Below are 22,819 nucleotides of genomic sequence, written 5' to 3'. Positions count from 1 at the left end.
GCGCCGCGTTTTTCTTAATCAGCGGACGAAAGTGCGGGTTTCGGCCGGTAAGAATGAGCCACTCTCCGTAATATCCCTATAATGGCCCTGCCGCAAATTTGGCTGCGGCGCCGCCGACGACAGGAGGATGCCTTGCCGAGAACGAAAGAGACGCGTGCGAACGCGGCGCCTGGCGCCGGAACGATTTTCGCGTTGCGCGCCATCGGTCTCGTGATCCTTGCTCGCTGGCTTTTTTCGATGGCGGACCTGGATGCGGGCGCGTCGCTGCTGGCCATGCTGTCCTCGCCGTGGGCGTGCATCAACCTCGTTTTCCTGTTCCTGCTGATCTTCCTGCCGGGCGCGCGCGCCATGGCCGAGCGCCCGTTTCATCCGCTGCCGCAATGGCTGCGGCAAGCTCTGCGTCTGTTCGCTTTCCTCGGGTTCCTGTTTGCGGTCTGGTCGGTCGGCGCGTTTACCGCGAGCGCCGGCTGGCGGCGTGCCGCCAATGCGGTGGCAGCCTCCAACGGCTGGTTGTTGGCCGCGCCGGCGCTGTATGCGGCCGTGCTGTGGATCTGCCGGCCGCGCGCGCTATGGCGCACCAATATCGCCGCGCGCCGTTTCGCGATCGGCCGCTATGCGGTCGCGCTCGATCCGGTCACGCGGACGGTGATCGTGTGGGCGGAGCGTCGCAAGGTGGGACAGTACGACGCGCGCGAATTGTCCGTGCGCTGGGCGGCCGGGCAGGGCGTGCGAACGACGCCGACGCCCACTCCCACGGTCGCGTTCGGCACCGCAGGCGAGCCGGCAGGGTCCGGCGCGTCGCTGGGCTCGGCCGCTGCGCCGTCGCTGGCACACGGCGCCTTTGGGCGCCGTCCGAAGATCGAGTTGCTGTGGGATTCGCCGGCCGCCGCGGGGCACAACCGGCAAACCGTATTCCGCACCGCGCTGACGACCGAGGGCGATCGCGTCGCCGCCCGCGCGCTTGACACATCCTTGCAGCAGGTCTGAGTCTGCCGATTTGTGCAGTCGGCCACACCCCGTGGCCGAAGCAGGCGTTGTAGATTGAGCCGTAGTCGATAATGAAGTCATGGCGCCCGGCGCTTCAGCGCGGGCGAGTGAGACACACAACGATCGTATCGCGTCCTTTGCAGGAGTCGCTATGCTGGTTCGCTGGTTGATTGCCGCCATCCATCTGCTTGCTTATGGCTTCGCGCTCGCGTCGATTCTGCGGCGCACGTGGGCGCTCCGCCGCGCCACCGTGCCTGCCGCGCTGCGCTCCGTGTTCCGGGCGGATACAGGGTGGGGCATCTCGGCCTTGGTGCTGATCGTCACCGGATTGATGCGCGCTTTCGGCGGTTTCGAAAAGGGCGCCGACTACTATCTCCACGAGCCGCTCTTTCATCTCAAGATGACGCTGCTCGTGATTATTCTCATCCTCGAAGTCCCGTCGATGCTCGCGCTGATGCGCTGGCGCGCAGCGATCAGGAAAGGCGCGGCGCCGGATCTGCGCAAGGCGCGCTCCTACGCACGCTATAGCGTGATACAGACGATTTTGATGGTGCTGATGGTGTTTGCGGCGACAGGGATGGCGCGTGGTGTGGGGTTGCCTGCGGGCGTGGTTTAACTCCGGCGCGGGCGCGTTGGCGTTTGGGCGGTTGGTGCTGACCAGCCGCTTGCGCTTACGCGCTTGAACCCACGCTCGCGCTCGTAAAAAATGGGCGGTGGAACGCCAACCGAAAGCGCCGCCAGCATACTAGCGGTTTCCAGTTGACCTTCCACGCGCCCCCTTCAAATCACTTCCCGACCAGCAAGCTGGAATCGTCGGTCCGGTTCGCGTTCGGCCGCGCGGCCCGAGTCGTCGTGAGTTCCGGCTCACCCAGCCCTTTGATCAGCTCCAGCGCCTGACGCTCGAACAACCGCCGGTACAGGCCTTTCTCGAGCCTGATGAGCGCTTCGTGGCTGCCTTCCTCGATCACTTTGCCCTTATCCAGCACCAGCAGCCGGTCCAGCGCACGCACGGTGGAAAGACGGTGCGCCACCACCAGCGTAGTGCGGCCCATCATCAGCCGCTCCATGGCCTGCTGGATCAGCACTTCGCTTTCGCTGTCGAGGCTCGACGTCGCTTCGTCCAGAATCAGGATCGGAGCGTCGGCGAGAAACGCCCGCGCGATGGCGACGCGCTGACGTTCGCCGCCCGAGAGCTTGACGCCGCGTTCACCGACCAGCGTGTCATAGCCATTGGGCAGCGCCGCGATGAAGTCGTGCGCGCTCGCGAGCTTCGCGGCGCGCTCGATCTCGGCGCGGCTCGCACCGGGCCGCGCATACGCGATGTTCTCGGCGAGCGAGCGGTGAAACAGCACCGGCTCCTGCTGAACGATCGCGATCTGGCTGCGCAACGACGCCTGCCGCACCCGGGCGATGTCCTGACCGTCGATCGTGATCCGGCCTTCCGAAATGTCGTAGAGGCGCTGGATCAGCTTGATGAACGTAGTCTTCCCCGAGCCCGAATGCCCGACCAATCCGACGCGTTCGCCCGGCGCAATGCGCACGGAGAAGTTGTCGTAAAGCGGCTGGCCGTTCGTTTCGTAGTGGAAGGTCACGTGCTCGAAACGGATCTCGCCTTTGCCGATCGCGATCGGACCCGCGCCGGCACGGTCTTCGATACCCAGCGGCTGGCTCTCCAGCGATACCAGTTCCTCCATGTCGTTGACCGAGCGTTGCAGGTTGCGGATGTGCATGCCCACGTCGCGCAGATAGCCTTGCAGCATGAAGAACATGGTCAGCGCGAACGTGATGTCGCCGACGCCGGCTTCGCCGCGCGCCCACAGCAGCAGCGCGGCGCCGAGGATCGCGGCCTGAATCGCCACCAGCATGCCACCCTGGACGCCGCCGTTGATCGTGCCGCGCATCCACGTGCGGCGTGTGCGGTGCCGCCACTTGCCGATCACGCGCGACAGCAGCACTTCTTCCCGCTCTTCCGCGCCGAACGCCTTGACCACGCCGTTGCAGCTGACCGCGTCGGCGAGCGCGCCGCCCATGCGCGTGTCCCACGCATTCGCGAGGCGCGCGGCCGGCGCGACAAAGCCGAGCGACATGGCCACGGTCACCGCCATATACAGCACCGAGCCGATGCCGACGACCGCGCCCATCATCGGCCAGCGCCAGCCGAGCAGAACCGTCGCGCCGACCAGCATCACGAGCGACGGCAACAGGGCGATCAGCAGCGTGTCGTTGAGCAGGTCGAGCGCCCACATGCCGCGGGTGATCTTGCGCACCGTCGAGCCGGCGAAGCTGTTGGCGTGCCAGTCGGTCGAAAAGCGTTGCACGCGATGAAACGCATTCGCGGCGATCTCGCTCATCATCTTGAGCGTGAGCCGGATGATGTTGAAGTACACGCCTTGCCGCAGCAATGTGGCGCCGAGGCCGAGCGCGCCCAGCACGCAGAAGGCCGTGATCGCCGCATGCCAGGCGACGGCGTCGCTCGCCGCGCCGGATGCGATGGCATCGACGAGGCGTCCGGCGAACATCGGCGTGAGTACGTCGGCCAACGCCGAGAGCAGCACCAGCGCCGTAATGACGACGATGCGCCAGGGCTGCTGCGCCCAGTGATGGAAGGTAAAGCCGAGGACATCTTTGAAGGCTTGTCCACGAAAGTCGAGTTTTTTTCTGGTCATTTGCCACGACCCGGTGGCGCATGAGCGCACCGAGGTTCCAGTCAGAAGCGAAAGGACGAGACAGTCAAAACGCGCCGGAATGCACCGGCGATTGAACTGCGGACTGTCTGGGAATTGCGCGGAGTGCCTTTTCAGGCGACACCACGTGAACGGCGATTCGGCGACTTAATCGGATGAATTAAGATCGCGAAACCGCTCGCGAGACCATGCCGGGGACGGCGATACGCATTGCAAACATGTGGCGCCTCCCTATGGTCGAATGAAGTGAAGGAAATTGACGGGGCGAATGCCCGAGCGCCAACTATATCAGCAGTATCTGGCGTCCGCAAACGTACGAAGATCCGGAGTTGACGGCTGAGGCGGACGTTGAGCGCCGGAATCTGCCTGGCATTCCGTACGGTTTTCACACGCCAAACCACGAAATGAAAAAGGGCTCACGCATTTCTACGTGAGCCCTTTAGTCTTCGGTGATCGACACACCAAAATTCTGGTGGGTAGTACTGGGATCGAACCAGTGACCCCTGCCGTGTGAAGGCAGTGCTCTACCGCTGAGCTAACCACCCGAAGAGAGCCGAATTATGTCAGGGATTTTCGGCCTCGTCCAGTACTTTTTAAGCGGTTTGCTCATCCGCGGCGGGCGCAGATTCGAGGCGCCACACGCTCGTGCCCTTGATCGCCTTGTCGAGACCGTCGAGCACCGCCCGGTGCGCAGCAAGTTCGTCGTCGCTGGCGGCGATCACAACCAGATCCAGCGAACTGATCGCGATGCGCGGCGCGTGCGCATCGCCACCGGCATGCGACTCGCCGAGCATGTCGATGACGAGGCTTTCCTGGCCGCGCGTCATCGCCAGATAGACTTCGGCGAGCAGTTCCGAGTCGAGCAGGGCGCCGTGCAGCGTTCGGTGCGCGTTGCTGATGCCGAAGCGGTCGCACAGCGCGTCGAGTGAATTGCGCTTGCCGGGGAACATCTGCTTGGCGCGCGCCAGCGTGTCGATGATTTCGCCGCAGTAGGTGCTCACCTGCGGCAAGCCCAGCAACGCGAACTCGACATCGAGAAAGCCGATGTCGAACGGTGCGTTGTGAATGATCAGGTCCGCGCCCTGGATGAAGTCGCGGAACTGGTCGGCGATCTCGCCGAACTTTGGCTTGTCGCTCAGAAATTCGGTGGTCAGGCCGTGAACGGCCAAGGCGCCCGGATCGCTGTCGCGTTCCGGGTTGATGTAGAAGTGCAGGTTGTTGCCGGTGAGCCGGCGGTTCACCAGCTCGACACAGCCGAGTTCGAGAATCCGGTCGCCGGTGCGGGCATTCAGGCCGGTGGTTTCGGTATCGAGGATGAGTTGACGCATGTCGGATTAGCCTGCCAAAGATAATTGCAGCAAAAAAATGGCGCGCGCGGTTAGCCGGCGCGGCCGTCGCAGCAGGAATTACATCTGCGCGAGTGACGCGACGCCGCGATTGGCCAGCTGGTCGGCGCGCTCGTTCTCCGGGTGGCCGTTGTGCCCACGCACCCAGCGCCACTCGATTTCGTGTTGCGCAACGAGCGCATCGAGCCGCTTCCACAAGTCGGCGTTCTTGACCGGCTGCTTCGCGGCGGTGATCCAGCCTTTCTTCTTCCAGCCGTGGATCCACTCGCTGATGCCTTTCTGCACGTATTGCGAGTCGGTGTGCACGACCGCCTTGCAGGGCCGCTTCAGCGCTTCGAGCGCGGCGATCACGCCCATCAGCTCCATGCGGTTGTTGGTGGTGTTGGCTTCGCCGCCGAACAGTTCTTTTTCCTGGTCGCCGAAGCGCAGCAACGCGCCCCAGCCGCCGGGGCCGGGGTTGCCCTTGCAGGCGCCGTCGGTATAAATGTCGATGAGATCGGAAGTCATTGAGTGTGGTTGCGTGTATTCGGTGTGGCGGCGGGCGCGAGGCCCGCGGCGAGGACGGGTTTCTTCACTTTCAGCGGCCCGACGAGACGCATGCCGCGCACGCGCTTGATCGCCTTGATCATGTAGGTGGCGCCGAAAATCGGCCACCAGCGGTCGCCGGCGGCTTCCATGAAACCGTAGCGGGCGAGCCATTGTTCGCTGCCAAGCGGCGGACGATAGCAGCCGAAGCGCCCGCGTTCAAGGTCGAAGCCCAGCAGCTTGATCCAGTCTTTCAGCCGGGTGAAGGCGATCAGGTCGACGGCCGCCGGCACGAAAGGCCGGCCGGTCATCTTGCCGACCGATTGCCGCGCGCCCCAGAGCGACAGCGAATTGAAGCCGAGAATGATCAACTGGCCTTCGGGCATCAGCACGCGCTCGGCTTCGCGCAGCAGACGGTGCGGGTCGCTCGTGAATTCCAGCGTGTGCGGCATCACGATCAGATCGACGCTTTGCGCCTCGAACGGCAGGTCCAGCAGGTCGCACCATACGGCACTGCGTCCGGCCGGCGCCGGCAGGCCCGCGAGTGCGCCTTGCGCCGCGCCGCTGCCCGAATTGCTGCTCGAACCGTTGCGATTGCCATTGCCAACGTGCCCCGCGCCGCGCGGAAAAGCATACGGCGCGCTCGCCCCGCTCGCGGCGTCGAGCACGAGTCCGCGGCACGGCATGCGGTTCTCGCGCAGCGCGTCGAGTTGCGGCAGGCCGAGTTGCAGCGCATGGTAACCGAACACGTCCGACACCACGCGGTCGAGTTGGGTTTGCTCCCATTCGAGTACGTATCGGCCAGGTGGCGAGTCGGTCCAGGCGGGCCAGTCTATAATCGCTCGGTCAGTCATATCAAAGAATGCGTCGCCTATGAATGCGCTCGAGTACGTACCGGTCCCGGCGTTTGATGACAATTACATCTGGGTCGTTTCCGACGGACACCACGCGGCGGTCGTCGATCCGGGTGAGGCCGCCCCCGTAAAAGCCTATCTGGCGAAACGGGGCTGGCGGTTGAGCGCTATTTTACTCACGCACCATCATCAAGACCACGTCGGCGGGGTGGCCGATCTGCTGAATGGCCAGGCCGTGCCCGTCTACGGCCCCGCCGGTGAAGCGATCGAGCATCTCACGCGCCGTCTGAAAAATGGCGATCATGTGTCGATTGCGGCGCCCGCGCTCGAATTGAGCGTACTCGACGTGCCGGGTCACACGAGCGGCCACATCGCCTATTTCCAGGCGGCCGACCCGCAAGGCACGCCGCACGTGTTTTGTGGCGACACGCTGTTCGCCTGCGGTTGCGGCCGGCTGTTCGAAGGCACGCCGAAGCAGATGCTCGCCTCGCTGGATGCGCTCGCCGCGCTGCCCGGCGCGACCGAGGTTCACTGCGCGCACGAGTACACGCTGTCGAATATCCGCTTCGCGCTCGCGTGCGAGCCGGGCAACGCCGAACTGCAGGCCTGGCGGGACAAAGCGAGCGAACTGCGCGCGCGCGACGTGCCCACGCTGCCCACCACGATCGCCCATGAACGCGCCGTGAATCCGTTTTTGCGCGCCGGCGATCCAGCGGTGCAGGCGAGCTTGCGGGAACAGTTGCACGAGAAGGTGCCGGATCGATTGACGGCCTTTACTTTGATGCGCGAATGGAAAAACCGCTTCCGGTGACCCGATCTCAGGAAGGGTATTCCTCACGCGATGAATCGGAAAAATTCGCCAAGCCCAAGATTTACTTGATTTTTTCGTAATTTTCCGATTGACGTAAACGTTGCCGTTTCGTACTATCGGCTGCAAATTCCAGCCCTTGTGGAAGCCGAGACGTTCATGCGATTTATCTTTAGTGCGTTGCTGGTCCTGACGCTCGCCGCTTGCGCGAGCCAGGGACCGACGACGAGTATTCCGAACACCGCAACAAGCCCCGCCAGTCAGCAAGCCGTAGCCGACGCCCTTCGCAAGACAGCCACCGCCAAAGAGACGATCAATGTCGACCAGGGCTCCGTCACTCAGTTGACGAGCGCCGACGCCGACCTGTGGGGCCGTATTCGCCGTGGTTTCCAGATGCCGGACCTGCAAACCGACCTCGTCGACATGCAGGTCAACTGGTATGCGCAGCGTCCCGATTACGTGCAGCGCATGACCGAGCGCTCGCAAAAGTACCTGTACCACATCGTCGAAGAGCTCGAGGCGCGCCATATGCCGACCGAGCTCGCGTTGCTGCCGTTCATCGAATCGGCGTATAGCCCGCAGGCTTTGTCGGTGGCGAAGGCGGCCGGCATGTGGCAGTTCATGCCGGGCACGGGCCGCACCTACAACCTCAAGCAGAACATGTGGCAGGACGAGCGCCGCGACGTGCTGGCCTCGACCAGCGCCGCGCTCGACTATCTGTCGCGTCTGCATGACATGTTCGGCGACTGGCAGTTGGCTCTCGCGGCGTACAACTGGGGCGAGGGCAACGTGCAGCGCGCGATTGCGCGCAACGAAGCGGCGGGCTTGCCCACCGACTATCTGAGCCTGCGCATGCCGAACGAGACGCGCAACTACGTGCCGAAACTGCAGGCGGTGAAGAACATCGTGATGAACCCGCAGATGTACGGGCTCACGCTGCCGTCCATTCCGAACCACCCGTATTTCGTGACGGTGACCACCTCGCACGACATCGACGTGGACATGGCTGCCAAGCTCTCGAATCTGTCCGCAGACGAATTCCGCTCGCTGAACCCGTCGTTCAGGAAGCCGGTGATTCTCGGCGCGACGCAGCCGCAGATCCTGCTGCCGTTCGACAACGCCAGCGCCTTCGAGCGCAATCTGAAGACGTACTCCGGCTCGCTGTCGTCGTGGACCACGTACACGGTCACCGAACGCGCGACACCCGCGGCGATCGCGCAGAAGATCAGTGTCGATGCCGACACGCTGATGGAAGTGAACAAGATTCCGGTCGGCATGCGTTTGAAACCCGGCTCCACAATCGTGGTGCCGCGCGGTTCGGACGACGACGAAGACATCAGCGCAGACGTGGCTGAAAGCGCCGTGCTGGCGATGGAGCCCGACGTCCCCGATACGCGCAAGATGCTGATCCGCGTGCGCCGTAATCAGTCGATGGCCGCCATCGCCGTGCGCTACGGCGTGTCGGTCGGCCAGTTGAAGGCATGGAACCGCACGCATCGCGACAGCGTGTCGCGCGGCCAGGTAATCGTGCTGCACGTGCCGGTCGGCAAGGCGATGCCGAGCGAGCCGGGTCCGGAGCGCATCGCGACCGACGTGCAAGGCGGCGGAGTCGAGAAGATCGGCACCCGCGTCGCAGACACGCGCAGTGATTCGCGCTACGATAAGAAGAAGGGTCGTGGCCGGACAGAGGTGGTGAAAGTCTCCGATCCGGTAGGCAAGGTCAGCAAGCCGACGGCATCCGGCGCCAATAAGGGCAAGGTGACGAAGGTGTCGGCTTCCACGTCCAGCAAGGCGTCGAAGGCTGCGGCAGAGAGCCGCCCGAAGACCGTGGCCAACGCGAAGAAGGGTAAGTAGACCAATAGCGGCTCACACGGTAGTGACCACATGCGTTGCGGGGGCAGCGCATGAATTGCGCTCCGATCACGCACCGTGCTTTTTCCAACGCCGTCACCTGTGGTGACGGCGTTTTTCATTGTGCAGATCATTTCGGGCAAAGCGAGCGCTTTTCCTTTATCTTTCGTGCTTCGCCCAAACCCATTCGGCCAGCCGCCTAATTCAAAGCTCATGTCGTCGACCCAGTTGCGCGTCTTTTTGCTGTTCTCCGCCGGGTATTTCGTTTCCTACGTGTTCCGCGGCGTCAACCTCGGCTTTGCGCCGTTCATCACGCACGATCTGGGTTTGTCGGCTGCGGATTTGGGCTTGCTCACGAGTCTTTATTTCCTCGGTTTCGCGGGCGCCCAGATTCCGGCCGGCGTGCTGCTCGACCACTACGGCGCGCGGCGCGTCACGGCTGTCACGCTGCTGTTTGCGGCGCTCGGCATATGGGTGTTCGGCGCCGCGCATAGCGTCGGCATGATGATGGTGGGGCGACTGCTGATCGGCGTCGGCGTTTCTGTCTGTCTTGGCGCCGCGTTCAAGGCATTGGCGCAGCACTTCGCCGCGGCGCGCCTGCCATTGATGAACGGTCTGGTGATGGCGATCGGCGGCTTCGGCGGCGTGATGGTTGGCTCGCCGCTGACGTGGGTCCTGACGTTCGCAAGCTGGCGCGTGGTCTGCATCGGACTGGGTTTGCTGACCGTGCTGGTCGCGTTGGCGCAGTGGACGCTCGCGCCGGACACGAAGGAAGCCCATCACCAAGCCAGTATCGGCGCCCAGTTCAAAGGCACGCTGCATATCCTGCGCAGTGCGGCGTTCTGGAAAGTCGCGTCGTTCTCGGTCGTCACGCAAGGCGTCTTTTACGCGATGCAGTCGCTTTGGGTCGGCGCGTGGCTGCGTGACGTGCAAGGCTTCGAGCCGCGCGAGGCCGCCGCGCTCGTGTCGATTCTCGGTTTCGCGATGATGGCCGGTTGCGTGGGCTTCGGCGCGGCGGCGCGCAGTCTCGAGCGGCGCGGCATCTCACTCCATGCGTTTTGCGGCATCGGCATGGCGCTGTACGTTCTGACGCAGCTGCTGATCATGTTCAAGGCGCCGCTGCCCGCGGGTCTGTTGTGGGCGGCGTACGGGATTTTCGGCGGCACTGGCATTCTCAGCTACGCGGTCATGACCCGGCACTTCCCGGCGCAGATGATCGGCCGCGTGAATACCACGCTGACGTTGATCATCTTCCTGCTGATTTTCGGCTTTCAGATCGGCGTCGGTGCGGTGCTGTCGCGTTGGCCGGCGAGCGGCGGCCATTATCCGGCGGCCGCGCATCTGACCGCGTGGGGCATTCTGGTCGCGCTGCAGGTGTTGAGCGCGATCTGGTACGTACTGCCGGGCCGCAAGATGGTTCGTCCGGCCGAAATCCCCGCCGAACAGGACGCTTGAGCCCGGCCGGTGCGCCGCTTCGTCGGTCGCGCCCCATCTGCCGGCACTATCCCGATTCGCGCTCATGGAAACGCCGCGGAGCGCCGTCCGCACCAGCCGCAGCAAGGCTTTGAGCGATTTCGCGCCGCGCCGTCCCACGAGTCGAAGCCATCTCGGATTTGGAGGGAAGGGTAGTTTCACGCTATAATTCCAAGGTTTGAGCTTATCAACCCGCACCCTAGCGCCTACCTCTCCCATACCGTTCATCCGCCGCGCGCCACCGGCGTAGCAAGCAGGGCCCCGCCCCCAGCCGATCCGTCCACACAATGGACCCATCGCGTCTCTTGCAACGTCAACGGCAGTTCGCGAGCGAGTCTGCGCGCGCATCCCGGATGCGTTTCGCTGCGGCTCGCAGTCGGATAGACAGGTCGGCAACAGGGTGTTCCCCAAGGAGTCTCCCGTGTTGCCGTCATTTTCTCCCGCTCTGCTCGCGCTCGCCGACGGCACGGTCTTTCGTGGTTACTCGATCGGCGCCCCCGGGCACACCATCGGCGAAGTCGTGTTCAACACCGCTATCACCGGCTATCAGGAAATCCTGACTGACCCGAGCTACGCGCGCCAGATCGTGACCCTCACGTATCCGCATATCGGTAACGTCGGCGTGAACGCCGAAGACGTTGAAGCTACGAAAGTCCATGCCGCCGGCCTAATCATTCGCGATCTGCCGGTTCTCGCGTCGAACTTCCGCATGGAGCGCACGCTCTCGCAATATCTGCAGGACGAAGGCGTGGTCGCCATCGCCGGTCTCGACACCCGCATGCTGACGCGCGTTCTGCGCGACAAGGGCGCGCAGAACGGCGCGATCCTCGCCGGTTCGGACGACGAAGCCAAAGCCATCGAACTCGCACGCTCGTTCCCGGGTCTCTCGGGCATGGACCTGGCGAAGGTCGTGTCGACGAAGGAAACCTACGAGTGGACCCAGACCGAATGGCGTTTGGGCGAAGGCTACGGCACGCAGAAGGCGCCGAAGTATCGCGTGGTGGCGTTCGACTACGGCGTCAAATACAACATCCTGCGCATGCTGGCCGAACGCGGCTGCCACGTCACCGTGCTGCCGGCGCAAGCCAGCGCCGCTGACGCGCTCGCGCTCAATCCGGACGGCATCTTCCTGTCGAACGGCCCGGGCGACCCGGAACCGTGCGACTACGCGATTCGCGCCACGAAGGAGCTGATCGAGCGCGGCATTCCGACCTTCGGCATCTGTCTCGGCCATCAGATCATGGGCCTCGCGGTCGGCGCCAAAACCATGAAGATGAAGACCGGCCACCACGGCGCGAACCATCCGGTGAAAGATCTGGACGACGGCCGCGTGGTGATCACGTCGCAGAACCACGGTTTCGCGGTCGATGCCGACACGCTGCCCGCCAACGCCCGCGCCACGCACGTCTCGCTGTTCGACGGCACGCTGCAGGGCTTCGCGCTGACCGACAAGCCGGCGTTCTGCTTCCAGGGTCACCCGGAAGCATCGCCAGGTCCGCATGACATCGCCTATCTGTTCGATCGCTTCACGGCGTTGATGGATACGAAGAAGGCCGGCAAGACCGCAGCGGCATAAAGCGGCATACAAGTCTCGGAGGCGCGCGGCTCGCGCCGCGCTGCGGTGCGCGTCATCGACGCACACGCGACATACAGCGGCGCACGCGCGGCGAGCCGCACCAGACAGAGCAGAGCGCGCGCAACGTCACAGCGACGCGCGCCGACGGAAAGAATTCAGGAATACATTAGCGAGAGCGTTATGCCCAAGCGGACAGACATCAAGAGCATCCTCATCATCGGCGCGGGTCCGATCATCATCGGCCAGGCGTGCGAGTTCGATTACTCGGGCGCGCAGGCATGCAAGGCGCTGCGTGAGGAAGGCTACAAGGTCATTCTCGTCAACAGCAATCCGGCGACGATCATGACCGACCCAAACACGGCCGACGTGACCTACATCGAGCCGATCACGTGGGAAGTGGTCGAGCGCATCATCGCGAAGGAGCGCCCCGACGCGATCCTGCCGACGATGGGCGGTCAGACCGCGCTGAACTGCGCGCTCGATCTGCACGCGCACGGCGTGTTGGAGAAGTACAAGGTCGAGCTGATCGGCGCATCGCCGGAAGCGATCGACAAGGCGGAAGACCGCCAGAAGTTCAAGGACGCGATGACCAAGATCGGCCTCGGTTCGGCCAAATCGGGCACCGCGCATTCCATGGAAGAAGCGCTCCAGGTGCAGGCCGAGATCGCTGCGCAAACGGGCAGCGGCGGCTATCCGGTCGTGATCCGTCCGTCGTTCACGCTGGGCGGTTCGGGCGGCGGCATCGCGTATAACCGCGACGAGTTCGAAGAGATCTGCAAGCGCGGTCTCGATCTGTCGCCCACGCGCGAGTTGCTGATCGAAGAGTCGCTGCTCGGCTGGAAAGAGTACGAGATGGAAGTGGTCCGCGACAAGAAGGACAACTGCATCATCGTTTGCTCGATCGAAAACCTGGACCCGATGGGCATCCACACCGGCGACTCGATCACCGTCGCGCCGGCGCAAACGCTCACCGACAAGGAATATCAGGTCCTGCGTAACGCATCGCTCGCGGTGCTGCGCGAGATCGGCGTCGATACCGGCGGTTCGAATGTGCAGTTCTCGATCAATCCGAAAGACGGCCGGATGATCGTGATCGAAATGAACCCGCGCGTGTCGCGCTCGTCGGCATTGGCGTCGAAGGCAACCGGTTTCCCGATCGCCAAGGTCGCGGCCAAGCTCGCCGTCGGCTATACGCTGGATGAGTTGAAGAACGAAATCACCGGCGGTCAAACGCCGGCATCGTTCGAGCCGACCATCGACTACGTCGTCACCAAGATTCCGCGTTTCGCGTTCGAAAAATTCCGCGAAGCCGATTCACGCCTGACCACGCAGATGAAGTCGGTCGGCGAAGTGATGGCGATTGGCCGCACCTTCCAGGAGTCGTTCCAGAAGGCGCTGCGCGGTCTGGAAGTCGGCGTCGACGGTCTGGACGAAAAGACCGATAACCGCGACGAGATCATCCGCGAGATCGGCGAAGCCGGTCCGGATCGCATCTGGTACGTGGGCGACGCGTTCCGTGTCGGCATGACGGCCGAAGAGATTTTCGAAGAAACCTCGATCGACCCGTGGTTCCTCGCGCAGATCGAACAGATCATCCTGAAGGAAAAGGCGCTGGCAGGCCGCACGCTCGCGAGCCTCTCGAAGGAAGAGCTGAAGTATCTGAAGCAAAGCGGCTTCTCGGATCGCCGTCTTGCCAGGCTGCTCGGCGCGAAGCCTGCGGAAGTGCGTCAACGCCGTATCGAGTTGAACGTGCGCCCGGTGTACAAGCGCGTCGACACCTGCGCGGCCGAGTTCGCCACGAAAACCGCCTACATGTACTCGACCTACGAGGAAGAGTGCGAGGCAAACCCGACCAACAACAAGAAGATCATGGTGCTGGGCGGCGGCCCGAACCGGATCGGCCAGGGCATCGAGTTCGACTACTGCTGCGTGCACGCCGCGCTCGCCATGCGCGAAGACGGCTACGAAACGATCATGGTCAACTGCAACCCTGAAACCGTTTCGACCGACTACGATACGTCCGATCGTCTGTACTTCGAATCGCTGACGCTGGAAGACGTGCTCGAAATCGTCGACAAGGAAAAGCCGGTCGGCGTGATCGTGCAATACGGCGGCCAGACGCCGCTGAAGCTCGCGCTCGATCTCGAAGCGAACGGTGTGCCGATCGTCGGCACGTCGCCTGACATGATCGACGCCGCCGAAGACCGCGAGCGTTTCCAGAAGCTGCTACAAGACCTCGGCCTGCGTCAGCCGCCGAACCGCACCGCGCGCGCCGAAGACGAAGCGCTCAAGCTCGCCGACGAAATCGGCTATCCGCTGGTGGTGCGTCCGTCGTATGTGCTCGGCGGCCGCGCGATGGAAATCGTCCACGAGCCGCGCGACCTCGAGCGCTATATGCGCGAGGCCGTGAAGGTGTCGAACGATTCGCCGGTGCTGCTCGACCGCTTCCTGAACGACGCGATCGAATGCGACGTGGATTGCATCTCCGACGGCGAAGCCGTGTTCATCGGCGGCGTGATGGAACACATCGAACAGGCCGGTGTGCACTCGGGCGACTCGGCGTGCTCGCTGCCGCCGTATTCGCTGTCGAAGGAAACCGTGGCCGAGTTGAAGCGCCAGACCGGCGCGATGGCGAAAGCACTGAACGTGATCGGCCTGATGAACGTGCAGTTCGCGATTCAGCAGGTGCCTCAGGCAGACGGCTCGAAAGAAGACGTCATCTACGTGCTCGAAGTGAATCCGCGCGCCTCGCGCACGGTGCCGTACGTGTCGAAGGCGACGAGCCTGCCGCTCGCGAAGATCGCGGCGCGTGCCATGGTCGGTCAGACGCTCGCGCAGCAAGGCGTGACGAAGGAAATCGATCCGCCGTATTTCAGCGTGAAGGAAGCCGTGTTCCCGTTCGTCAAGTTCCCGGCAGTCGATCCGGTGCTCGGACCGGAAATGCGTTCGACCGGCGAAGTGATGGGCGTGGGCGAGACGTTCGGCGAAGCGCTGTTCAAGTCGCAACTCGCGGCGGGTTCGCGTCTGCCGGAGTCGGGCACGGTGCTGTTGACCGTGATGGACGCGGACAAGCCGAAGGCCGTCGAAGTCGCGCGCATGCTGCACGAACTCGGCTATCCGATCGTTGCGACCAAGGGCACGGCCGCCGCGATCGAAGCGGCCGGCGTGCCGGTGAAGGTCGTCAACAAGGTGAAGGACGGCCGTCCGCACATCGTCGACATGATCAAGAACGGCGAAATCGCGCTGGTCTTCACGACCGTCGACGAGACCCGCGCCGCGATCGCCGACTCGCGCTCGATCCGCATGAGCGCGCAGGCGAACAAGGTCACGTACTACACGACCATGTCGGGTGCGCGTGCTGCCGTCGAAGGTTTGCGCTATTTGAAGGACCTGGAAGTCTATGATTTACAAGGCCTCCACGCTCGCCTAAACTAAGGCTTCGAATACCTGTCCAAGATGTAAGTGCCGCGGTTAAGCGGCGTTCCGCAGGTGCTTGGCGCCGAGCTTTGCTCAGCGCTCTGGCCCCGGCGGAATGCACTTAACCGCGGTGATTTTTTTTACGGCTGTTTTTTGCATAGAGTTGTTTATGAGCACTGTTCCATTGACGAAGCGCGGCGCGGAAATGTTGCGCGATGAATTGCAGCGCCTGAAATCGGTTGAGCGTCCTTCGGTGATCAATTCGATCGCGGAAGCGCGTGCCCAGGGCGATCTGTCGGAAAACGCGGAATACGACGCGGCGAAGGAAAAGCAGGGCTTTATCGAAGGCCGGATTGCTGAAATCGAATCAAAGCTGGCCGGCGCGCAGGTGATCGACCCGGCGGCGGTGGAAGCGGACGGTCGCGTGGTGTTCGGCGCGACGGTGGAACTGGAAGATCTGGACTCGGGTGCGTCCGTCAAATATCAGATCGTCGGCGACGACGAAGCGGACATCGACCATGGTTTGATCTCGATCAGTTCGCCGATCGCGCGCGCCCTGATCGGCAAGTCGGAAGGCGACGTTGCATCGGTGCAGGCACCGGGCGGCGTGCGCGAATACGAAATCATCGCGGTTAGCTACGTTTGAAGGCGGTTCCGGTGTCCCAGATGCCGCATCGATTTTTCCGTTTGTTGACGGTGGTGTGGGTCGGTAGTCTGCTGACTATCGGCTATGCCGTCGCACCCGTGCTGTTCACGTCGCTCGACCGGATGACGGCGGGCGCGGTGGCGGCGCAACTGTTTCGCATTGAAGGCGTGCTGGGTGCGGTGTGCGGCATTTTGCTGCTCGGTCTCGCGAATGTGCTGGTTCGGCGCGGCAGCGATGCGTATCGCCGTTTGCGCTGGCTGATTGCCGGCATGCTGGTGTGCGTGCTGGTCGGTTACTTCGCGTTGCAGCCGTTTATGAATGCAATGCGCATTGCCGCGCTAGAAGCGGGCAGCGATGTCGGACACTCGGTTTATGCGACACGCTTCGGCATTCTGCACGGCGTCTCGAGTCTGTTCTATCTGATCGAAAGCCTGCTGGGCGTGGCGCTGGTGTGGAAACTGCCTGCCGGCGCAGGCGTTGTGCCGGCGGAGCAGGGTGCTCGCGGCACGGCGGGGAAGGTCGCCGGCTGAGGCAATCCGCTGAACTGCTTTGCGGCGCCTGAGCGTGCAAGCTGACGCAGCGAGCTTGATAGGCAACGTTGGGCTTTCGGGTCTTGATCACGTAGCCCACGTCAAGGTGCGGACGCCGCCCGCACCTCTCATCATTCGCTTATTTCGACGACTGATGCGAGCGCTTCGCGCTGGTCTGGCGCTTCTTGGCGCGCTTGATATTGCCGCCTTGCGTCACGCGTTCATTGCCGCGTACCACGACCGCTTTGGCCTTGGGTTTGCGCATCGGGATTTCGCTGGGCTTCACCACGGTCACGACGCGCGGCGCACGGCCCTTACCCGGTTTGGCTTCCACGGCGGCTTCGCGAGCGCTCGGCAACGCGCCGCGTTTGGTCTTCACCGCCGGCTGCGCGGTTTCCGGCTTCCAGATTACCAGCAGCTTGCCGATATGCTGGATCGGCGCGGCGTTCAGCTTGTCGCAGATTTCTTCATAGATCGCGATGCGCTCTTCGCGTTCGTCGCCGAACACGCGGATTTTGATGAGCTGATGAGCACCAAGGTGGACCTTGATCTCGGAGAGCACGGCGTCGGTCAAGCCTTCGGCGCCGACGAGCACGACCGGTTTGAGCGCATGTGCCTGGGAGCGCAACTCGGCGCGTTGGTCGGAAGAGACTTTGAGGGCGGGCATGGAAAGTGGGAGACTCGACTAAAATGGCGGCACCTGCATTTCCGAGAGATTCGGCCAATTGCGCAGGGCGGCGCGTCAGAACAACAGAATCGCGGATGACTGCCAGTTTTGGCGGTGTCCGCGCGAATTAACCGCGTATTATCCCCTAAAGCGTGTCATAACGCAGCAAGAGTTCAACGCTTAATGGCAAAAAACAAGTTCAACACGGCGTGGTTGCATGATCACATCAACGACCCGTACGTAAAAATGGCGCAGCGGGAGGGCTATCGTGCCCGCGCAGCCTACAAGCTCAAGGAAATCGACGAGCAGGACAAGCTGATCCGTCCGGGGCAGGTGATCGTCGACCTCGGCTCGGTGCCGGGCAGTTGGAGTCAGTACGCGCGTAACAAGCTCGCAAAGGGTTCGCAGCGCGACGCCGAGCGCGAAGGGGGCATCGACGGCACGATCATCGCGCTGGATATCCTCCCCATGGAGCCGATCGCCGACGTCACGTTCATTCAGGGCGACTTTCGTGAAGACACCGTGCTGGGCCAACTCGAAGAATTGGTCGGAGAACGCCAGGTTGATCTTGTAATTTCGGATATGGCGCCCAACCTGTCGGGAGTGGCGGTGGCGGATGCGGCGCGAATCGAGCATTTATGCGATCTCGCGCTGGAATTCTCACAAAATCACCTGAAGTCGGATGGTGCCCTTTTAGTCAAATGCTTTCACGGCAGCGGTTACAGCCAGATTGTCGAAAAGTTCAAGCATCAGTTCAAGGTGGTGGCGGCCCGCAAGCCGAAAGCGTCGCGGGACAAGTCGTCAGAAACATTTATTTTGGGTAAGCATCTCAAGCGGCCCGCATAGGGGCGCTGCAGGACGGTTCCGCATCTGCCGATAATGCGATCACGGCCCCGGAAATGGGTGGAGCAATGGCCCGCTGCGCTATTTCTGTGGTAGTGAAACCTTATGGCAGGGGTCTGCGGACTGGATTAGAATGCTTTCGTGGTGCCGCAAGGCAAATGTAGGCGCCCGTCTAAGTGAAGGAGTGGTGCTTTGAACAACAATATGTTTTCGAAAGCAGCAGTGTGGCTGGTTATCGCACTGGTGCTGTTTACGGTGTTCAAGCAGTTCGACAAGCCCCGTGTCCAGGAAGGCGTTTCCTATTCGCAGTTCATGGACGACGCGAAGAACGGCAAAGTCAAGAACGTCATTGTCCAGGGGCGGAACCTCACGGTCACTCCAGCAGACGGCCAGAAGTACCAGATCGTGTCGCCCGGCGACATCTGGATGGTCGGCGATCTGATGAAGTATGGCGTTCAGGTGAGCGGCAAGGCTGATGACGAACCCAATGCGCTGGTGTCCGCGCTGTACTACCTCGGGCCGACGATCCTGATCATCGGTTTCTGGTTCTACATGATGCGACAGATGCAGGGGGGCGGGAAAGGTGGTGCGTTCTCGTTCGGTAAATCCCGTGCACGTCTGATCGACGAAAACAACAACGCAATCAATTTCACCGACGTCGCCGGTTGCGACGAAGCCAAGGAAGAAGTCTCCGAACTGGTCGACTTCCTGCGCGATCCGCAGAAATTCCAGAAGCTGGGTGGCCGCATTCCACGCGGCGTGCTGCTGGTCGGTCCGCCGGGAACCGGTAAGACGCTGCTCGCGCGTGCTATCGCGGGTGAAGCGAAAGTGCCGTTCTTCAGCATCTCGGGTTCGGACTTCGTGGAAATGTTCGTCGGTGTCGGCGCGGCGCGTGTGCGCGACATGTTCGAGCAGGCCAAGAAGCACGCACCGTGCATCGTGTTCATCGACGAAATCGACGCGGTCGGCCGTCACCGTGGCGCCGGCATGGGCGGCGGTAACGACGAACGCGAACAGACCTTGAACCAGATGCTGGTCGAGATGGACGGCTTCGAAGCGAACTCGGGCGTGATCGTGATCGCTGCAACGAACCGTTCGGACGTGCTCGACAAGGCGCTGCTGCGTCCGGGCCGTTTCGACCGTCAGGTGTACGTCGGTCTGCCGGATATTCGCGGCCGTGAGCACATCATGAAGGTTCACCTGCGCAAGGTGCCGATTTCGAACGACGTCGACGCGGCGGTGATCGCACGCGGCACGCCGGGCTTCTCGGGCGCCGACCTCGCGAACCTCGTGAACGAAGCGGCTCTGTTCGCGGCACGCCGCGGCAAGCGCATCGTCGAAATGACGGACTTCGAAGACGCGAAGGACAAGATCTTCATGGGTCCGGAGCGCAAGTCGGCTGTGATCCGCGAAGAATCGAAGCGCGCCACGGCGTACCACGAATCGGGCCATGCGGTGATCGCCAAGCTGTTGCCGAAGGCCGATCCGGTGCACAAGGTCACGATCATTCCGCGTGGCCGTGCGCTGGGCGTGACGTGGCAGTTGCCGGAGCATGACAACGAAACGTATTCGAAGGACTACCTGCTGGATCGTCTCGCGATCCTGTTCGGTGGCCGCGTCGCGGAAGAGCTGTTCCTGAACCTGATCAGCACCGGCGCATCGGACGACTTCAACAAGGCGACGCAAACGGCGCGTGCCATGGTGGCTCGCTTCGGTATGACTGACGCACTCGGACCGATGGTCTACGTCGACGACGAAAACGACGCCACGCCGTTTGGGCGCGGTTTCACGCGCACCATTTCGGAAGCGACGCAGCAGAAGGTCGACGCAGAAATTCGCCGCGTGCTGGATGAGCAATACAACCTCGCGAAGCGTCTGCTGGACGAGAACCGCGACAAGGTCGAAGCGATGACCGCCGCGCTGATGGAGTGGGAAACGATCGACGCCGATCAGATCAACGACATCATGGCAGGCCGTCCGCCGCGTTCGCCGAAGAGCTCGCCGCCGTCGGCAAGCGACGCCTCGTCGGGCGGCAGCCCGGGCACCGAGGTCAAGCCGGGCAGCGCGACCGCGCCGGCCTGATAGGCGACCAGTAGAAAGTGCGGGCCGGTGTGTTTCACACCGGCCCGTTTTGCATTTATCCGTTTTGCGTGAAGCACCACCACGTGTCGAAAGTCGAATTCCCTTCTTTGTCTATTCCCGAGCCGCTGCAATGCGGCCGCTTCAAGCTGACCTTTGAACGCCCGTTGGTCATGGGCATTCTGAACGTCACGCCCGATTCTTTTTCCGACGGCGGCAAGTACGCGATGCGCGGCGATGCGTTGCGCCAGGCCGAGCGCATGATGCTCGACGGCGCGGACATCATCGATATCGGCGGCGAATCGACGCGTCCCGGTGCGCCCCCGGTGCCGCTCGACGAAGAGCTGGAGCGGGTGATCCCGCTCGTCGAGCAACTGCGCGGCGCGAATGTACCGTTGTCGATCGACACCTACAAGCCCGAAGTGATGCGCCACACGTTGGCTGCGGGGGCGGATCTGATCAACGACATCTGGGGCTTCCGGATGCCCGGCGCAATCGACGCGGTGCGCGCCAGTGAATGCGGCCTGTGCGTCATGCACATGCTTGGCGAGCCGCAGACCATGCAGCTCGGCGAGCCCGTCTATGATGATGTAGTGAGCGAGGTTCGGGATTTTCTCGAGGAGCGTGTCGCGGCGCTGAGGCAGGCGGGCATCGCGCGTGCTCGTATCAGCGTGGACCCAGGTTTTGGCTTCGGCAAGGCCGTAGTCGAGCATAATTACGCGCTGCTTGCACACTTGCCGGAAACGGCGCCGCGAGCGGAGCCGCCGTACCCGATTCTTGCCGGCATGTCGCGCAAGTCAATGGTCGGCGCGGTGGTGGGACGCCCGGCGCCGGACCGCGTCGCGGGCAGTATTGCGGCGGCGGTGTGCGCCGCTGAACGGGGCGCTGCGATTCTGCGCGTGCACGACGTCGCGCAAACGGTAGATGCATTGAAAGTATGGGCGGCCATGCGCGACGCGGCGAAGCACAGCCGCGCGCGCGGTTGAACCCACAGCCAAGGAGGAAGATAAAACATGGCACGTCGTTATTTCGGAACGGACGGCATTCGGGGCAAAGTCGGCGAAGGGCCTATCACGCCGGAGTTTGTATTGCGGCTCGGCTATGCGGCCGGCAAGGTTTTGGCAGGGGCTGACCGCTGGGCGAGGACAGGCGCGCGGCCAACTGTGTTGATCGGTAAAGACACGCGGGTGTCGGGCTACATGCTCGAAGCCGCGCTCGAATCGGGTTTCTCCGCGGCCGGTGTGGATGTGATGCTGGCCGGCCCGATGCCGACCCCCGGCATCGCCTATCTGACGCGCGCGTTGCGGCTCGCCGCGGGCGTGGTCATCAGCGCATCGCACAACCCGTACTACGACAACGGCATCAAATTTTTCTCCGCCGACGGCAACAAGCTGCCGGACGAAGTGGAAGCGCTGATCGAAGAGCAACTCGATTTGCCGCTCGCCTGTGCCGCGTCCGAGCAACTCGGCAAGGCGCGGCGTCTCGACGACGCGGCGGGCCGCTACATCGAGTTCTGCAAGAGCACGTTTCCCGCTGCGTTCGATCTGCGCGGTCTAAAACTGGTGGTCGACTGCGCGCATGGCGCCGCGTATGACGTCGCGCCGCATGTGTTCCACGAACTCGGCGCCGAAGTGATTCCGATCGGCGTCGCGCCGAACGGCTTCAACATCAACGACGGTGTCGGCGCGACCGCACCGGATGCACTGGTGCGCGCTGTGCGCGCGAATCATGCGGACTTGGGCATAGCGCTCGATGGCGACGCTGACCGTCTGCAGGTGGTCGATTCGGCAGGGCGCCTCTATAACGGCGACGAACTGCTGTACGTCCTGGTCAAGGATCGTGTTGCGACCGACGGCAAGGTGGAAGGCGCGGTCGGCACCTTGATGACGAATATGGCGGTGGAAGTGGCGCTGCAGGAAGCCGGCGTGAAGTTCGTCCGCGCGGCGGTCGGCGACCGCTACGTGCTCGAGCAGTTGCGCGAACACGGCTGGCAACTCGGCGCCGAAGGCTCCGGCCATATTCTTTCACTCGACCGCCATTCCACGGGCGACGGCATCGTGTCCGCGTTGCTGGTGCTCGCGGCCATGAAACGCAGCGAAAAATCGCTCGCCGACCTGCTCGACGGCGTCACGCTGTTCCCGCAGAAGCTGATCAACGTGCGCATGAAGCCCGACGCGGACTGGAAGAGCAGCGACGTGATCCGCCGTGCCATCGCCAAGGCCGAGAGCGCGCTGAACGGCCGCGGCCGCGTGCTGATCCGCGCGTCCGGCACGGAGCCGGTGCTGCGCGTGATGGTCGAAGCGGAAAATGTCGCCGACGCGCTTCATCATGCGGAGTCGATTGCCGACGCGGTGAAAGAGGCTACGGCGTAAGCCACGTTCTTTAGCGGCACAGCGCGGCCGGGGGGGGGGGGGGTGCGGACCCCCCCCCGCCCCCGGGCCCCCGCCCGCCCCCCCCCCCCCCCACAACCGCCCCCGCCCCCCGCCCTCGCCCGCACCCCCCCCCCCCCCCCGGCCCGCCCCCCCCCCCCCCC

18 protein-coding genes and 1 tRNA gene are annotated in these 22,819 nt (G+C 63.3%); 13 read left to right on the top strand and 6 right to left on the bottom strand.

What is annotated here, in order from left to right; all coding sequences use genetic code 11:
- Nucleotides 1-132: 132 nt before the first annotated feature.
- Nucleotides 133-987: a hypothetical protein gene (locus P0D80_RS38805; protein WP_408181725.1), complete on the top strand. Its 855-nt coding sequence runs from the start codon at nucleotides 133-135 to the stop codon at nucleotides 985-987.
- 151 nt (nucleotides 988-1,138) lie between these two features.
- Nucleotides 1,139-1,603, top strand: coding sequence for a DUF2214 family protein (locus P0D80_RS38800; RefSeq protein ID WP_408181727.1), 465 nt, complete (start codon nucleotides 1,139-1,141; stop codon nucleotides 1,601-1,603).
- A gap of 169 nt (nucleotides 1,604-1,772) precedes the next feature.
- Here P0D80_RS38800 and P0D80_RS38795 read toward each other — a convergent pair whose 3' ends face one another.
- The 5 genes from P0D80_RS38795 to P0D80_RS38775 form a co-directional block, all read right to left on the bottom strand.
- Nucleotides 1,773-3,653, bottom strand: a complete 1,881-nt coding sequence (locus P0D80_RS38795) for an ABC transporter ATP-binding protein (protein WP_408291694.1) — start codon at nucleotides 3,651-3,653, stop codon at nucleotides 1,773-1,775.
- Between the two features lie 488 nt (nucleotides 3,654-4,141).
- A tRNA-Val gene (locus P0D80_RS38790) sits at nucleotides 4,142-4,216 on the bottom strand.
- A gap of 48 nt (nucleotides 4,217-4,264) precedes the next feature.
- Nucleotides 4,265-4,999 carry a DNA polymerase III subunit epsilon gene (dnaQ, locus tag P0D80_RS38785; protein WP_408291692.1) on the bottom strand — a complete coding sequence of 245 codons (735 nt, stop codon included), beginning with the start codon at nucleotides 4,997-4,999 and terminating at the stop codon, nucleotides 4,265-4,267.
- A gap of 78 nt (nucleotides 5,000-5,077) precedes the next feature.
- Nucleotides 5,078-5,524, bottom strand: a complete 447-nt coding sequence (rnhA, locus tag P0D80_RS38780) for a ribonuclease HI (protein WP_106283734.1) — start codon at nucleotides 5,522-5,524, stop codon at nucleotides 5,078-5,080.
- Nucleotides 5,521-6,396 carry a class I SAM-dependent methyltransferase gene (locus P0D80_RS38775; RefSeq protein ID WP_408181731.1) on the bottom strand — a complete coding sequence of 292 codons (876 nt, stop codon included), beginning with the start codon at nucleotides 6,394-6,396 and terminating at the stop codon, nucleotides 5,521-5,523. Before P0D80_RS38775 ends, rnhA begins: the two co-directional genes overlap by 4 nt.
- A 19-nt stretch (nucleotides 6,397-6,415) precedes the next feature.
- Between P0D80_RS38775 and gloB the strand changes: the two genes are divergently transcribed.
- The 7 genes from gloB (at nucleotide 6,416) to P0D80_RS38740 (ending at nucleotide 16,697) form a co-directional block, all read left to right on the top strand.
- Nucleotides 6,416-7,207: a hydroxyacylglutathione hydrolase gene (gloB, locus tag P0D80_RS38770; RefSeq protein ID WP_132373606.1), complete on the top strand. Its 792-nt coding sequence runs from the start codon at nucleotides 6,416-6,418 to the stop codon at nucleotides 7,205-7,207.
- 156 nt (nucleotides 7,208-7,363) lie between these two features.
- The gene (locus tag P0D80_RS38765; RefSeq protein WP_408181732.1) at nucleotides 7,364-9,058 is read left to right on the top strand and encodes a transglycosylase SLT domain-containing protein; all 1,695 of its coding nucleotides are present in this window, start codon (nucleotides 7,364-7,366) and stop codon (nucleotides 9,056-9,058) included.
- 210 nt (nucleotides 9,059-9,268) lie between these two features.
- Nucleotides 9,269-10,510 (top strand): MFS transporter, encoded by a 1,242-nt coding sequence (locus tag P0D80_RS38760; RefSeq protein WP_408291689.1) that lies wholly within the window; start codon nucleotides 9,269-9,271, stop codon nucleotides 10,508-10,510.
- A gap of 439 nt (nucleotides 10,511-10,949) precedes the next feature.
- The gene (gene carA, locus P0D80_RS38755; protein ID WP_132373609.1) at nucleotides 10,950-12,104 is read left to right on the top strand and encodes a glutamine-hydrolyzing carbamoyl-phosphate synthase small subunit; all 1,155 of its coding nucleotides are present in this window, start codon (nucleotides 10,950-10,952) and stop codon (nucleotides 12,102-12,104) included.
- Nucleotides 12,105-12,284: 180 nt separating this feature from the next.
- Nucleotides 12,285-15,539 (top strand): carbamoyl-phosphate synthase large subunit, encoded by a 3,255-nt coding sequence (gene carB, locus P0D80_RS38750; protein WP_342961240.1) that lies wholly within the window; start codon nucleotides 12,285-12,287, stop codon nucleotides 15,537-15,539.
- Nucleotides 15,540-15,690: 151 nt separating this feature from the next.
- Entirely contained in the window at nucleotides 15,691-16,167 is a 477-nt protein-coding gene (gene greA, locus P0D80_RS38745; RefSeq protein ID WP_012433846.1) for a transcription elongation factor GreA, read from the top strand.
- 20 nt (nucleotides 16,168-16,187) lie between these two features.
- Entirely contained in the window at nucleotides 16,188-16,697 is a 510-nt protein-coding gene (locus tag P0D80_RS38740) for a DUF4149 domain-containing protein (protein ID WP_408181734.1), read from the top strand.
- A gap of 139 nt (nucleotides 16,698-16,836) precedes the next feature.
- On the opposite strand, the gene P0D80_RS38735 is transcribed toward P0D80_RS38740, so the two are convergent.
- Nucleotides 16,837-17,364 carry a YhbY family RNA-binding protein gene (locus P0D80_RS38735; RefSeq protein ID WP_408181735.1) on the bottom strand — a complete coding sequence of 176 codons (528 nt, stop codon included), beginning with the start codon at nucleotides 17,362-17,364 and terminating at the stop codon, nucleotides 16,837-16,839.
- Between the two features lie 183 nt (nucleotides 17,365-17,547).
- Here P0D80_RS38735 and P0D80_RS38730 point away from each other — a divergent pair, with 183 nt between their 5' ends.
- From P0D80_RS38730 to glmM, 4 genes are all read left to right on the top strand, one after another.
- Nucleotides 17,548-18,210, top strand: coding sequence for an RlmE family RNA methyltransferase (locus P0D80_RS38730; RefSeq protein WP_132373611.1), 663 nt, complete (start codon nucleotides 17,548-17,550; stop codon nucleotides 18,208-18,210).
- A gap of 189 nt (nucleotides 18,211-18,399) precedes the next feature.
- A complete protein-coding gene (gene ftsH, locus P0D80_RS38725) occupies nucleotides 18,400-20,289 on the top strand; it encodes an ATP-dependent zinc metalloprotease FtsH (protein ID WP_006051983.1) in 1,890 nt (629 codons plus the stop codon).
- Nucleotides 20,290-20,459: 170 nt separating this feature from the next.
- Nucleotides 20,460-21,272, top strand: a complete 813-nt coding sequence (folP, locus tag P0D80_RS38720) for a dihydropteroate synthase (protein WP_408291723.1) — start codon at nucleotides 20,460-20,462, stop codon at nucleotides 21,270-21,272.
- A 27-nt stretch (nucleotides 21,273-21,299) separates the two neighbouring features.
- Nucleotides 21,300-22,658, top strand: a complete 1,359-nt coding sequence (gene glmM / locus P0D80_RS38715) for a phosphoglucosamine mutase (protein WP_408291685.1) — start codon at nucleotides 21,300-21,302, stop codon at nucleotides 22,656-22,658.
- The last annotated feature ends 161 nt before the right edge of the window (nucleotides 22,659-22,819 follow it).

Origin of the sequence: Paraburkholderia sp. RL17-373-BIF-A (assembly GCF_046030175.1) — a bacterium.
GTDB lineage: Bacteria > Pseudomonadota > Gammaproteobacteria > Burkholderiales > Burkholderiaceae > Paraburkholderia.
The sequence above is the reverse complement of the archived record's forward strand: the minus strand, read 5'-3'. Positions and strand labels throughout refer to the sequence as shown.